The 13,500-nt window shown below is 55.7% G+C and carries 9 protein-coding genes; 5 read left to right on the forward strand and 4 right to left on the reverse strand.

Annotation, left to right across the window (positions count from 1 at the left end; all coding sequences use genetic code 11):
* Positions 1 to 4: 4 nt before the first annotated feature.
* From AC3WTM_RS04825 to AC3WTM_RS04840, 4 genes are all read right to left on the reverse strand, one after another.
* Positions 5 to 3,325: an STY4851/ECs_5259 family protein gene (locus tag AC3WTM_RS04825; RefSeq protein ID WP_102670288.1), complete on the reverse strand. Its 3,321-nt coding sequence runs from the start codon at positions 3,323 to 3,325 to the stop codon at positions 5 to 7.
* Positions 3,326 to 4,612: 1,287 nt separating this feature from the next.
* Positions 4,613 to 5,860 (reverse strand): ribonucleotide-diphosphate reductase subunit beta, encoded by a 1,248-nt coding sequence (locus AC3WTM_RS04830; protein ID WP_007978181.1) that lies wholly within the window; start codon positions 5,858 to 5,860, stop codon positions 4,613 to 4,615.
* A gap of 527 nt (positions 5,861 to 6,387) precedes the next feature.
* Positions 6,388 to 6,741 carry a hypothetical protein gene (locus AC3WTM_RS04835; protein ID WP_102670287.1) on the reverse strand — a complete coding sequence of 118 codons (354 nt, stop codon included), beginning with the start codon at positions 6,739 to 6,741 and terminating at the stop codon, positions 6,388 to 6,390.
* Between the two features lie 190 nt (positions 6,742 to 6,931).
* Entirely contained in the window at positions 6,932 to 7,195 is a 264-nt protein-coding gene (locus AC3WTM_RS04840) for a DUF2790 domain-containing protein (RefSeq protein ID WP_057713604.1), read from the reverse strand.
* A gap of 469 nt (positions 7,196 to 7,664) precedes the next feature.
* On the opposite strand from AC3WTM_RS04840, the gene acs reads away from it, so the two are divergent.
* The 5 genes from acs (at position 7,665) to AC3WTM_RS04865 (ending at position 13,377) form a co-directional block, all read left to right on the forward strand.
* Positions 7,665 to 9,620 carry an acetate--CoA ligase gene (gene acs, locus AC3WTM_RS04845; protein ID WP_102669995.1) on the forward strand — a complete coding sequence of 652 codons (1,956 nt, stop codon included), beginning with the start codon at positions 7,665 to 7,667 and terminating at the stop codon, positions 9,618 to 9,620.
* A gap of 703 nt (positions 9,621 to 10,323) precedes the next feature.
* Positions 10,324 to 11,100 carry an ABC transporter substrate-binding protein gene (locus AC3WTM_RS04850; RefSeq protein ID WP_102669993.1) on the forward strand — a complete coding sequence of 259 codons (777 nt, stop codon included), beginning with the start codon at positions 10,324 to 10,326 and terminating at the stop codon, positions 11,098 to 11,100.
* Between the two features lie 91 nt (positions 11,101 to 11,191).
* Complete coding sequence (locus AC3WTM_RS04855; protein WP_102669992.1) at positions 11,192 to 11,881, forward strand: ABC transporter permease; 690 nt, start codon at positions 11,192 to 11,194, stop codon at positions 11,879 to 11,881.
* A complete protein-coding gene (locus AC3WTM_RS04860; protein WP_056724135.1) occupies positions 11,878 to 12,576 on the forward strand; it encodes an ABC transporter permease in 699 nt (232 codons plus the stop codon). Before AC3WTM_RS04855 ends, AC3WTM_RS04860 begins: the two co-directional genes overlap by 4 nt.
* 36 nt (positions 12,577 to 12,612) lie before the next feature.
* The gene (locus AC3WTM_RS04865) at positions 12,613 to 13,377 is read left to right on the forward strand and encodes an ABC transporter ATP-binding protein (protein ID WP_057713607.1); all 765 of its coding nucleotides are present in this window, start codon (positions 12,613 to 12,615) and stop codon (positions 13,375 to 13,377) included.
* The last annotated feature ends 123 nt before the right edge of the window (positions 13,378 to 13,500 follow it).

Consider the following 13,500-nt stretch of genomic DNA (forward strand, 5'->3'; position numbering starts at 1 on the left):
CTCCTTATGCCTCGTCTTCGGAGGCTAGCAAATACGAAACCATCAGTGCGTGAGTAGGTGCGAACCATCCCTGACGGTCAAAATCAGAAACCAATCGAATGGCGAATTTTAGGTACGCCATCGGTACAGGAAGATCATTTAGGGTGGCTTTGCCTGCCGTCACATAGGCCAAAAAAATTGGTAAGTACGAAACTGCTTTAGTGAAACCTACAGGGGTAATCTCTCTCAAGAATGCAGGTATCGGATTCTGAAGGAGCCAGCTAGTCAACTCCGCAGTAAGATCGGTGGGCCACTGCCTATTGGTAGAGTGCTGTTGGCGCAAGGCTTGATTCCAGCCTGGTACCACCAGTTGGGGAGGGATCTTAGTCAGACTGCTTTTATTGCCAGTACTTAGGTAGTCGCCCAGGTAATCAAAACCGGAAACCACAATTCGCAACACGGCTGCGCGATTCGTTTCAAGGTTCTTGATGAGAATCTCAGGCAAGCCACACGCCATCAACCCGCGCAAAAATCGTACATGCGCTTCGACCCAGATGGGGAGAGGAATTGCTTCCCAGATCACCGCCAGCTCATCGCGAATTCGAGCGCAGAACGCTTCGTCCATTTCTAGTCGGAGCACTGCGAATGCCAGCGCCTCTGGTTGCTTTGACAGTGCCTTCCAGCTTTCAAATGAGGACAACGGCAGGTGCGCGTAGTGTTGCTTCAAATCCGCTAAATATTGCCAGCCACTGTGTCCGAACTCTTTTGCCATGACTGTGATTTGTAGACTGATGGCGTTTGGGTTGGTTTTTGGGTGGAAAACCTGTGTCGCTCTGTGCAGAGAGAAAACTTCAGTTTGAGTATCAGTAATCGACGATGCCGACACGAACAGTGCAGGGCGAAATTGAGTTTTACCATTTTTGGCTGGATAGATTAGCCATGGACCATCGCGTAGCATGGTATTGGGTATAATAAACCGCCCAGTGCCAACATTCTGGCTTTTGAATTCCTCAATTCTTACTGGCGCTTGCTTAGGATCAGAAAGCAACATTGCTTCAACTTCGGCGTCATTCAAAATTGTCGCGTTACTTATTTCACAAATTGTGAATGTGTCTCGACTCTCCCATTGCAAGCGGCCGTTATACCGTCTGATATTCAGGCTGAGCGCGCGCTGTTCGGTTTCTAGGGTGAGTTTGATAAACGCATCTTGTTCGTCGACAGCCCCCAGCATTTGAAGCATGTCATTTTGGTAGCTAAACAAATTTAGCAGCGTGGGCGATGAGCCTACTTTGATCTCATAGTGCCGTTTTGGATGTGGTAGCGCCTCGCACACCAGTTCCAATTGCATGTAGAAACTTTGCCCTTGAGTTTGCCCTGAGGTCAATGCGATGCGATGACCTATCAGCTCAGTTAACGTAAGTTGGTGTGCTCGTGAGGGCCGGTCGTCCGGTCCAATAAGCCGTGCTCCTTGATACGGATACGGGAGGCGAAGTCGTAGTGGCTGATTGCTGTTTTTCTGGTCGATCTCCAGCGTAAAACCAGCAGGAGGTGTATCAGCTAGATGAACAAGGCTGAAAGTGGTTGCGGACTGATCAGTCTCCAATCGCTTGGCCATTAGCAGCGAGCTGTCGATTTTTAAGTCAAGCTGGTGCGCACCTTTGACTTGTAATCGAGCAGATTTTTCGGTGATTGCAGGAAGCAACGAGGTACCGAATTCTTTGGGTAGGACGGCAAAGCGGCGGGTTAAAAGCGTTTTTCCCGTGCGGCTTTTCAAGGTGTAACGAACGACACCTAAGGGCCCGGTACGGCGAAGAGTGTCCAGGGGTTGCCCATTAGCAAACTCTAGAATATCGCCCAAATCAAACTCATAGTCTTCTGGCAACTCCAGTCGTGGCCAACCCAAATAAACAACACTAGGGTTGCTGTCATAGAGCCCCTGAACACCGGCCAGAGCGGGCTTATGGTGTTCGTTTAGATTTCGATTTAGCTCGATTCGATAGAGGTCAGGGCCATTTTGGAGCGATATGTCGGCTCGTAAATCCAGCCACTGGCCGTTCTCTCTATCGGTAGTCAGCAGTGATGGTGCGGGGCCGTCTGACGAAATACTAAATTTGGTCGGAATGCGAATGCGTGCGGACTCACCAGCAACACCGCAAGAGGATGTTCCGACTAATTGCCAGCAATCAGCCCGCTGCTCAAAAACTAACGGCGTTTCCTCGTAATCTAACTCGCTGCCGTCGAATTGATAACATTGAACAACTCGCCCATTGTCGAGTAAACGCAGCGTGACAGGTTCGCCTAGCCGGCGACGTTCTATTGATATCGAGGGATTTGAGAAGCGAATCGTCAGACGCGACTCGTTCAGTTGGGCATACACCGCTGGCCCACGAGCTAATATGTGCTCACCTTCGTAATAGGCTTGATCGAGCCGAGTACTACCCAGCTGCTGGGCATCAATGTCAAATGAGTGTTCCTTTGGCAAGGCCAGCTCTGTCCTAATTCTCCAGTCCGGCAGTGTGCCTAATAGGAAATGCTCACAGGTGAATGCTCTGGCTTGAATTAGGGCCTCTTTTCTATCAAGCCGCTGCTTGCCAGCATCATGTAGCCAATCATTGATCAGACCTCTAGCGTTAGTTTCATCAAGAGGGATTGGAAAGGCTTCTGTCCACTCAGGAGCGACTTTATCCAGGTAGGCAGCAGGGTCTTTCTGATCCTTAAGCGGATATTGCCCAGCCAGATGCATCAACTGTTCAACAATGCCGGCAAGCAGCTGCCTGGTTTCTAGATTTCGAAATGAAATTGGCAATTCATCTTCGTGCGCCGCTATTAGGTCAGCAGTTGTCCTGTGGCTGCTCCCTGCACTGAAGAGATTAATGCCTCGATGGACTGCTTTGCCAAAGCCATGTGATTCCTTTTGAACTAGGGGCCAAGGTAACCCGCCTTCTGCGAAAAGGGACCCTAGCCAATCCCGACCGTTTTCACGGTACCGAATAGGGCGTCTCCAGTATTCCAGCCCTTTACTGGTCAAGGTTGCATGCTGGCTGTGTGAAAGTGAGATGGCTAGCTCGTTCTCAGCGCCTGACCATGACCATGAACTGTTGTAATTTCTACGGTACTGCTCGCTGACGAATAAACAAAAACATGCTCCCAGGTGTATGGCCTGTACTGGACTGGACGCCAGACGCAAATACTTTCGAAGTAAATCACGTAAGGATGCGTACTCGTGTTCGGACAGTTGGTAGCTATACAGAGGTTTGCCGTTGGGTCCTTTGAATAGCTCTCGGGTGAGTAAAAATTCACTGAGCCAAGCTTTTATGGGATTAACAGCAGGGGTGTATGCGGTCATTGACGCAAATCCTTATGCTGAATGGTTCAAAATCATGCAGCGCTGCGCAGGCTCTTGGCGACGTCTATAGCGGCACTACCTCAGTTTTTGAGCTGTGTGTCACTGTGCCATCTTCGTGAAACGCCGTCGACATTTGTATCTTGATAGTAGTGTAGAAGCTGTAATCGTTATTCATGCTTGCAACGCGCGGCTGATTTTTCGGCTGAGCGCGCTGTCCTTAGGTTTATGGAACGCTTACCGGAAATCAGACGCGGGTTGGTGGTTGATTCGATTCGGGAGATGGAGTCACAGGTGGGGGAGTCGAGGCGATTGTGGACTGAGTTAGTCAGTGCCAATGCGTGACAATCGGGCGCGGTATCGTGATCCGAGATTTAGTTGCGCCCTTTAAGATGGCTTTTTGCTATAGCTATGTTCGGCGAAAGGGGGGCATGGCGTAGTAGTGGGACGAAAGGGCTGCCAATGAAGAGATCCATTGAGCAGTAGACCCTGGCGCGTAGGTCGATACCGGGGCGGTGCGAGAGTTTCGCGTGCTGCGGGACCGCGAGGCCTGGCGCCTAAAACTGCGCCTCGGCGCCAAGTGGCTGCCGATCTGCTCGCGGCGCGAGCCAGTGTGGGTAGGGAGATCGCTGACCACTGTGGACGGTTCTGCGAAGCGGTGGGTATCAAGGTGCTGACCGTCGAGTTTTGAGTCAGCTTCTCCTATAGCGGACGCGCCCGCCAAATCTCCTCGATATCCAGGTTATCCAGGGTTTCACGCATTCTCCTGAACGCGTTGTCAGAAAAACAGGGATGTCTGGTCGAGCCAAACTCAAAAACATGACGGCAGGACACATCCTCATCGCCCCCTAGTGGACTCGTAATACTCTGGCCTTTGGCTGCGTCAGACTGAGCTTCTCCGCGAGCTGTGCCGCCTCTAAGTAAAACTTCTCCTGGAGATCTAGCTCACGCACCGCTGCCGCATCGGCAGGATCGTCACCACCGATATAGCGGACAGGAGCGCCTTCCTTCTTAGTAAAATGAACGACTAGGTTCACCCCTTCACAATCCGTCCGTATGCCTACCGTCGCCAGCCGAGGAAATACCTCATGGATTTCTTACCCGGCGCGCACGGATTTCTCTATACGGCCAATGTCGCGCTCTGAAACTTCTACCTCTTCGACCGCAATAGTCTCGTTTTCGCCGAAGCAAAAACAAAAAAGGGCTGCCAGCTGGCAACCCTTTTCGCAGAACCCGTTACATTTTTGATGAGATGGGTTCAGGTTTTGATGCGACTTCACGACTAGGGAATCAATCCCAGCTCAGCGCACCACCAGTCTGATACTCAATAACCCGAGTCTCAAAGAAGTTCTTCTCTTTCTTCAAGTCCATGATCTCGCTCATCCAAGGGAACGGGTTAGTCGTCCCTGGATACTCTTCCTTCAACCCAATCTGCGACAGGCGACGGTTAGCGATGAACTTGAGGTAGTCCTCCATCATCGCCGCGTTCATGCCCAACACGCCACGAGGCATGGTGTCACGCGCGTATTCGATCTCAAGCTGAGTACCTTGCAGGATCATCTGCGAAGCTTCTTCCTTCATTTCGGCATCCCACAAATGCGGGTTTTCGATTTTGATCTGGTTGATCACGTCGATGCCGAAGTTCAGGTGCATGGATTCGTCGCGCAGGATGTACTGGAACTGCTCGGCGACGCCGGTCATTTTGTTGCGGCGGCCCATGGAGAGGATCTGGGTGAAGCCGCAGTAGAAGAAGATGCCTTCCAGAACGCAGTAGTAGGCGATCAGGTTGCGCAGCAGTTCTTTGTCGGTTTCGACGGTGCCGGTTTCGAACTTCGGATCGGAGATCGAGCGGGTGTATTTCAGGCCCCAGGTGGCTTTTTTCGCGACCGATGGGATCTCGTGGTACATGTTGAAGATTTCGCCTTCATCCATGGCCAGCGATTCGATGCAGTACTGGTAGGCGTGGGTGTGGATCGCTTCTTCGAAAGCCTGGCGCAGGATGTACTGGCGGCATTCCGGGTTGGTGATCAGACGGTACACGGCCAGGACCAGGTTGTTGGCAACCAGGGAGTCGGCGGTGGAGAAGAAGCCGAGGTTGCGCATCACGATGCGGCGCTCGTCGTCGGTCAGGCCTTCCGGGTTTTTCCAGAGGGCGATGTCGGCGGTCATGTTGACTTCTTGCGGCATCCAGTGGTTTGCGCAGCCGTCCAGGTATTTCTGCCAGGCCCAGTCGTACTTGAAGGGTACGAGTTGGTTGAGGTCGGCGCGGCAGTTGATCATGCGCTTTTCGTCAACGGCGACACGGGCGGAGGCGCCTTCGAGTTCGGCGAGGCCTTCGGCGACGTCGAGGGAATCCAGGGCAGCTTTGGCGCGGGCAACGGCGGCGGAGTCAGCGGCGGTCACGGCACGGGCTTCCAGGGCGGCGGCACCGCCGGCGCTGTCGAGACGGTCCATGTTGGCTTCGGTGGCGTGGCCAGCGTTGGCGCTCTTGACTGCTACTTCCGTGTCTTCTTTGTCGAATTCGTCCCAGCTCAGCATGACGTGTCGTCTCCTGCGTGAGGGCCAGTGTGCCCGTGTGAAATTGGATAGGTCGGTTTTTCACACGGCCTTACTGGCCGCGTTGGATCTAAAGGAATCGTTTTTTGCGGCAGCTATACGCAGGCATCAAACAGAATTTTGTACGGGGTTCCGAGAGCCACTGATGGGCGCAGCAAGCGTTGATCGCTTGTGCGGGGCTTCAGACTGGCTTTTCGTCCCTGTAAGGGAATATTGCAGGCCCGTTTAAGGCCGCATTATAGGGAAGTTTTGCGTGCTGTGGTGCGGCGAAATGGCTCACGGAACGGTCGACGGGGGCCGTTTTTCGATCGGAGTGAGGGTTTACAGGGCTTTGAACGATGTTGGCGGGGGAAGATTTTTTTTCTTAATTTTTTGCCTCGGATTATTTTTGTTCAAGAAATGACCAAAAAAGGCTTTTTTCACTACATCTTGTGTTTCGGTGGGGTTTTCTCAGGCTCCAGACACAACTAAGCCCGACCGAAGTCGGGCTGTGAAGTCACGCTGGCGGATCAGCTCAGGCGAGCGGCACCGACGTGGTCGGCACCATCGGCGGCGAGGCGGGCGGCACCGGTGTGGTCAGAGCCGTCGGAAGCCAGTTTGCCTGCGCCGACGTGATCGGCACCATCGGCGGCGAGGCGGGCGGCACCGGTGTGGTCAGCGCCATCGGAAGCCAGTTTGCCTGCGCCAATGTGATCGGCACCATCGGCAGCGAGGCGGGCGGCGCCGGTGTGGTCGGAACCGTCGGAAGCGACAGCCGCTTCACTGGTGTAAACGGCAGAGCCGGTGCGGTCGTAACCATCGGCGGCGAAGGTGTTGGCTGCCAGGACGGAGAGGGTCAGGGCGAGGATCAGTTGGGTTTTCATGGTTGTTGCTCCAGATTCGTGGGTGTTGTTTGTCTTGGGTTGCAGTTGATTCTACGTCTGCTATTTCGATTAAAAAGCGCAAATAAATGCTTAAAATAATCGAATTAATCGATCATTAAGGTTCGGCGCTTCATCTGCCTGATTGCGGCGGGTGGGTCGAACCTTTTTTTTGGGGGGGGGAAGCAGGGGATCAGCCGTTGGAGCAGCCATTGCCCATCATGCTGTAGCGCAGGATATGTCGTTGGCCGTGGGAGTCTTCGTATTCCATTTTCATCGGCACAACTTCACACACGTTCGGGGCTTCGCTCATGGAGATCACTTTGGCGATGTCCAGGTGGGTGGAGTAGGTGTATTCCTCTATTGCTGGTTGTTGCTGCGCGACATCAGTCGGGACCTCGTTTGCCATGGCGGTTGCGCACAGACTGCTGAGGGCCAGAACCAATAAAGCTTTCATTTGAAATTTACCTTTTAGAGGTCGAAAGGGGGCACGCAATCTTTTTGGGATTGCGTGTGGAGCTTCGGTATCAGGGATTTGATTAACTGCCTTCGTGGGGGCTGCAACTTGGTTAATCAGGTTGCCTTGTTGGCGTGGCTGATTTTAGGCGTCGACGCTTCGTCCATATAGGCGTGGTTTTGATAAACACTTTTGACAGATCCTGTAACAATCCCTGAATAACCTCTTCTTTTGTAGGAGCGAGCTTGCTCGCGATGAACCTGAGGGCTCCGCGGGGTGTCAGGCTAGGCGCGTTATCGTTGACGACCATCGCGAGCAGGGCTCGCTCCTACAGGGAACTGTGGGCGGAGTAGGGGTATTCACGACATTTTGTAGGGACTTGTTACTACCATCGTCGAATGGTTCTATAGGCCCGGCCCGGGCTACAACAGGGTCATACAAAAACAACTATTCCACCGAGGTAAGAAAGATGAGTGCGGCTTCCCTGTATCCCGTTCGTCCCGAGGTTCTGGCTAACACGCTGACCGACGAGGCGACCTACAAGGCCATGTACCAGCAGTCGGTCGTCAACCCGGACGGCTTCTGGCGCGAGCAAGCCAAGCGCCTTGACTGGATCAAGCCTTTCACCACGGTGAAGCAGACTTCCTTCGACGATCACCATGTCGACATCAAATGGTTCGCCGACGGCACCCTGAACGTTTCCTACAACTGCCTGGACCGTCATCTGGCCGAGCGCGGCGATCAGGTCGCGATCATCTGGGAGGGCGATGACCCTGCCGAAAGCCGCAACATCACTTACCGCGAACTGCACGAACAAGTCTGCAAGTTCGCCAACGCCCTGCGTGGCCAGGACGTGCACCGCGGCGATGTGGTGACTATCTATATGCCGATGATCCCCGAAGCCGTGGTCGCCATGCTGGCTTGTACCCGGATCGGCGCGATTCACTCGGTGGTGTTCGGCGGTTTCTCGCCGGAAGCCCTGGCCGGTCGCATCATCGACTGCAAATCCAAAGTGGTGATCACTGCCGACGAAGGCATTCGTGCCGGCAAGAAAATCCCGCTCAAGGCCAACGTCGACGACGCGCTGACCAACCCGGAAACCAGCAGCATTCAGAAAGTCATCGTGTGCAAGCGTACCGGTGGCGACATCAAGTGGAACCAGCATCGCGACATCTGGTTCGAGGACCTGATGAAAGTGGCCGGCACCGTGTGTGCGCCGAAAGAGATGGGCGCCGAAGAAGCGCTGTTCATCCTTTACACCTCCGGCTCCACTGGTAAGCCGAAGGGCGTGCAGCACACCACCGGCGGCTACTTGCTGTACGCGGCCATGACCCACGAGCGCGTGTTCGACTACCGCCCGGGTGAAATCTACTGGTGCACCGCCGACGTCGGCTGGGTCACCGGCCACAGCTATATCGTCTACGGCCCGCTGGCCAATGGCGCGACCACGCTGCTGTTCGAAGGCGTGCCGAACTACCCGGACATCACCCGGGTGGCGAAGATCGTCGACAAGCACAAGGTCAACATCCTCTACACCGCACCGACCGCGATCCGCGCCATGATGGCCTCGGGCACCGCCGCCGTTGAAGGTGCCGATGGCAGCAGTCTGCGCCTGTTGGGTTCGGTGGGCGAGCCGATCAACCCGGAAGCCTGGGACTGGTACTACAAGAATGTCGGCAAGTCCCGTTGCCCGATCGTCGACACCTGGTGGCAGACCGAAACCGGCGGCAACATGATGAGCCCGCTGCCGGGCGCTCATGCGCTCAAGCCTGGCTCTGCGGCGCGTCCGTTCTTCGGCGTGGTGCCGGCACTGGTGGACAACCTGGGCAACATCGTCGAAGGCGAGGCCGAGGGCAACCTGGTGATTCTCGATTCGTGGCCAGGCCAGGCGCGTACGCTGTTTGGCGACCATGACCGTTTCGTCGACACTTACTTCAAGACTTTCCGTGGCATGTACTTCACCGGTGACGGCGCCCGTCGCGATGCCGATGGTTACTACTGGATCACCGGTCGCGTGGACGACGTGCTCAACGTGTCCGGCCACCGCATGGGCACCGCCGAGATCGAAAGCGCGATGGTTGCGCACCCGAAAGTCGCCGAAGCCGCTGTGGTCGGTGTGCCGCACGACATCAAGGGGCAGGGCATTTATGTGTATGTCACCCTTAAAAATGGCGAAGAGCCGAACGAGCAGCTGCGCCTGGAACTGAAAAACTGGGTGCGCAAGGAGATCGGCCCGATTGCTTCACCGGATGTAATCCAGTGGGCGCCGGGGCTGCCGAAGACCCGTTCGGGTAAGATCATGCGCCGGATTCTGCGCAAGATTGCCACGGCTGAGTATGAGGGGTTGGGCGATATCTCCACCCTGGCTGATCCGGGTGTGGTGCAGCATTTGATTGATACCCACAAGACCATGAATGTCGCGTAAGCGGCGGTTCTGAGTCACTTAAACGCCCCGTCAGGTGTTGAGCCTGGCGGGGCTTTTTTGTGCCTGGGTTTTTGTGTTGGCTGGGCTGGCCTCATCGCGAGCAAGCTCGCTCCCACAGGGGGTCTGTGGTGAATGCGATATTTGCGTTCGACACAAAACCATTGTGGGAGCGAGCTTGCTCGCGAAGACGGTCTGCCTGACACCAAATAAACAACGGCCAATAAATATCGGCTTCGGCCGCAGGACAATTCCTACTGTTACCTGTGTTATTTCAGGTTACTGAATGTGTAACCGCATCGCGCCAATACGGGGTATTGGGAAACGCCGGGTCTTAAATCCGGGCCTGAAATGCGCCTCAAAAAAATAAGCCGCTACACTGCGCTTGCCGGATTAGAAGGGTTTGCCAATAATAGGCCCGCAATTTGCAACATAGATCGGTTTACTATCTTTTGCTCTTGCATGATTTTGCAGGGCTGTCAACGTGCTAAAACGGCTTTCTCGGTGCTTCTGTAATTAGTTGTCGCATTGAAGAAATATCGGCCTCGGGCCTGTCGTTAGAATGCCGATCACTCGCTCGTCGTTGCTCGTGTTGAATTTCAACACCCGCTTCCCAGGACGCAGCACTGCTTTCTGGTTCCACTCATTCGCATATTGGGCTGTTGCTCACTCTGCCGTTTTTGCCCTTTACCGATGGAGTCCCAAGATGAAGAAACTCGTGCTGCTTGGCGCCCTGGCACTGTCCGTGCTGTCCTTGCCAACCTTCGCCGATGAAAAACCTCTGAAAATCGGTATCGAGGCGGCTTACCCTCCGTTCGCGTCGAAAGCGCCGGACGGCAGCATTGTGGGTTTCGACTACGACATCGGCAACGCGCTGTGCGAAGAAATGAAGGTCAAGTGCGTGTGGGTCGAGCAAGAGTTCGACGGCCTGATCCCTGCGCTTAAAGTGCGCAAGATCGACGCGATCCTGTCGTCCATGTCGATCACTGAAGATCGCAAGAAGTCCGTGGACTTCACCAACAAGTACTACAACACCCCGGCTCGCCTGGTCATGAAGGCCGGCACTCCGGTCAGCGAAGGCCTGACCGAGCTCAAAGGCAAGAACATCGGCGTGCAGCGTGGTTCGATCCACGAGCGTTTCGCCCGCGAAGTCCTGGCCCCGCTGGGTGCCGAGATCAAGCCTTACGGTTCGCAGAACGAAATTTACCTCGACGTGGCCGCCGGCCGCCTCGACGGCACCGTGGCAGACGCTACGCTGCTGGATGACGGTTTCCTGAAAACCGACGCCGGTAAAGGCTTCGCGTTCGTCGGCCCTGCGTTCACCGACGTCAAATACTTCGGCGACGGCGTAGGCATCGCGGTTCGCAAGGGCGACAAGGCTGAGCTGGACAAGCTCAACGCCGCCATCGCGTCGATTCGCGAGAACGGCAAGTACAAGCAAATCCAGGACAAGTACTTCGCCTTCGATATCTACGGCAAGTAAGACGTCCCAGCGACAAGTCCGAAATGGCGCAAGCAACAGGATCTCTGAGGTTTGCGCCATTTTTTCATCCCAACTTTCGAGGACCTGAATCATGTTGAAAGGCTACGGGGCTGTCATCCTCGATGGCGTTTGGCTGACCCTTCAGCTCGCCTTGTCGTCCATGGCCCTGGCCATTGTCCTGGGTCTGATCGGCGTGGCACTGCGTCTTTCGCCAGTGCGCTGGCTGGCCTGGCTGGGCGATCTGTATTCCACGGTGATCCGCGGTATTCCCGACCTGGTGCTGATCCTGCTGATTTTCTACGGCGGCCAGGACCTGCTCAACCGCGTCGCGCCGATGCTCGGTTATGACGAGTACATCGACCTGAATCCGTTGGTCGCCGGTATCGGCACCCTGGGCTTCATCTTCGGTGCGTACCTGTCGGAAACCTTCCGTGGCGCCTTCATGGCGATCCCCAAGGGGCAGGCCGAAGCTGGCATGGCCTACGGCATGAGCAGTTTTCAGGTGTTCTTCCGGGTGTTGGTACCACAGATGATTCGCCTGGCGATTCCGGGGTTCACCAACAACTGGCTGGTATTGACCAAGGCTACCGCGCTGATTTCGGTGGTGGGTCTGCAAGACATGATGTTCAAGGCCAAGCAGGCGGCCGATGCCACCCGCGAGCCTTTCACCTTCTTCCTCGCAGTAGCCGCGATGTACCTGGTGATCACCAGTGTGTCGTTGCTGGCATTGCGTCACCTTGAGAAGCGCTACTCGGTAGGCGTAAGGGCGGCTGATCTATGATCTTCGACTACAACGTCATTTGGGAGGCCATGCCGCTGTACCTTGGCGGCCTGGTGACCACCCTCAAACTGCTCGCGCTGTCGCTGTTCTTCGGCTTGCTGTGCGCCTTGCCGCTGGGCCTGATGCGCGTCTCGAAGAACTCGGTCGTCAACATGTCGGCCTGGCTCTACACCTACGTGATCCGCGGCACGCCGATGCTGGTGCAGCTGTTCTTGATCTACTACGGTCTGGCGCAGTTCGAAGCGGTGCGGGAAAGTTTCCTCTGGCCGTGGCTGTCCAGCGCAACGTTCTGTGCGTGCCTGGCCTTCGCGATCAACACTAGCGCCTACACCGCCGAAATCATTGCCGGCAGCCTGCGCGCCACGCCGAACGGCGAGATCGAAGCGGCCAAGGCCATGGGCATGTCGCGGGTCAAGATGTACAAGCGCATCCTGCTGCCGTCGGCCCTGCGCCGCGCGCTGCCGCAGTACAGCAACGAAGTGATCATGATGCTGCAGACCACCAGTCTGGCGTCCATCGTGACCCTGATCGACATCACTGGTGCCGCGCGCACGGTCAACGCCCAGTTCTATCTGCCGTTCGAGGCGTACATCACCGCTGGCGTGTTCTACCTGTGCCTGACCTTCATCCTGGTGAAGCTGTTCAAGATGGCCGAGCGCCGCTGGCTGGGCTACCTGGCCCCGCGCAAGCACTGATACCACTGACTGACTGTTTTTGTGAGAACCGACAGCATGTACAAACTTGAAGTCCAAGACCTGCATAAACGCTATGGCAGTCACGAAGTGCTCAAGGGCGTGTCCCTGAAAGCGGCAGCCGGCGATGTGATCAGCATCATCGGTTCCAGTGGCTCCGGCAAAAGTACTTTCCTGCGCTGCATCAACCTGCTGGAGCAGCCGCACGCGGGCAGGATTCTGCTCAACAACGAAGAGCTGAAGCTGGTGGCGAACAAGGACGGTGCGCTGAAGGCCGCCGACCCGAAGCAGCTGCAACGCATGCGTTCGCGCCTGTCGATGGTGTTCCAGCATTTCAACCTGTGGTCGCACATGACCGCGCTGGAAAACATCATGGAAGCGCCGGTGCATGTGCTGGGCGTGTCCAAGGCTGAAGCACGCGAGAAGGCCGAGCACTACCTGAACAAGGTGGGCGTGGCCCATCGCAAGGATGCTTACCCTGGGCACATGTCCGGCGGCGAGCAGCAGCGCGTGGCGATTGCCCGTGCGCTGGCGATGGAACCTGAGGTGATGCTGTTCGACGAACCGACCTCGGCCCTCGACCCGGAGCTGGTCGGCGACGTGTTGAAAGTCATGCAGGCTCTGGCCCAGGAAGGCCGGACCATGGTCGTGGTGACCCACGAAATGGGTTTTGCTCGTGAAGTGTCAAACCAGTTGGTGTTCCTGCACAAAGGTGTGGTTGAAGAAAGCGGTAACCCGCGCGAAGTGCTGGTGAACCCGCAATCCGAGCGTTTGCAGCAATTCCTCTCGGGTAGCCTGAAGTAATCAGAACTGCCGTTGTGCACTGCGATAGTGCATGCTTCGCAGTCTAAAGGCTGGCCCGGATCCCCTGTGGGGGCGGGCTTGCTCGCGACAACGGTGTGTCAGTCAACATCATGGCTGTCTGAA

This window comes from Pseudomonas sp. EU05-FHT14B02 (genome assembly GCF_058791055.1).

What these genes read in the sequence shown, in the direction of transcription:
- AC3WTM_RS04850 (WP_102669993.1), top strand. Translation starts at nt 10,324, where the DNA reads ATGAAGAAACTCGTGCTGCTTGGCGCCCTGGCACTGTCCGTGCTGTCC.
- AC3WTM_RS04860 (WP_056724135.1), top strand. Translation starts at nt 11,878, where the DNA reads ATGATCTTCGACTACAACGTCATTTGGGAGGCCATGCCGCTGTACCTT.
- AC3WTM_RS04855 (WP_102669992.1), top strand. Translation starts at nt 11,192, where the DNA reads ATGTTGAAAGGCTACGGGGCTGTCATCCTCGATGGCGTTTGGCTGACC.
- AC3WTM_RS04830 (WP_007978181.1), bottom strand. Translation starts at nt 5,860, where the DNA reads ATGCTGAGCTGGGACGAATTCGACAAAGAAGACACGGAAGTAGCAGTC.
- AC3WTM_RS04840 (WP_057713604.1), bottom strand. Translation starts at nt 7,195, where the DNA reads ATGAAAGCTTTATTGGTTCTGGCCCTCAGCAGTCTGTGCGCAACCGCC.
- acs (WP_102669995.1), top strand. Translation starts at nt 7,665, where the DNA reads ATGAGTGCGGCTTCCCTGTATCCCGTTCGTCCCGAGGTTCTGGCTAAC.
- AC3WTM_RS04825 (WP_102670288.1), bottom strand. Translation starts at nt 3,325, where the DNA reads ATGACCGCATACACCCCTGCTGTTAATCCCATAAAAGCTTGGCTCAGT.
- AC3WTM_RS04865 (WP_057713607.1), top strand. Translation starts at nt 12,613, where the DNA reads ATGTACAAACTTGAAGTCCAAGACCTGCATAAACGCTATGGCAGTCAC.
- AC3WTM_RS04835 (WP_102670287.1), bottom strand. Translation starts at nt 6,741, where the DNA reads ATGAAAACCCAACTGATCCTCGCCCTGACCCTCTCCGTCCTGGCAGCC.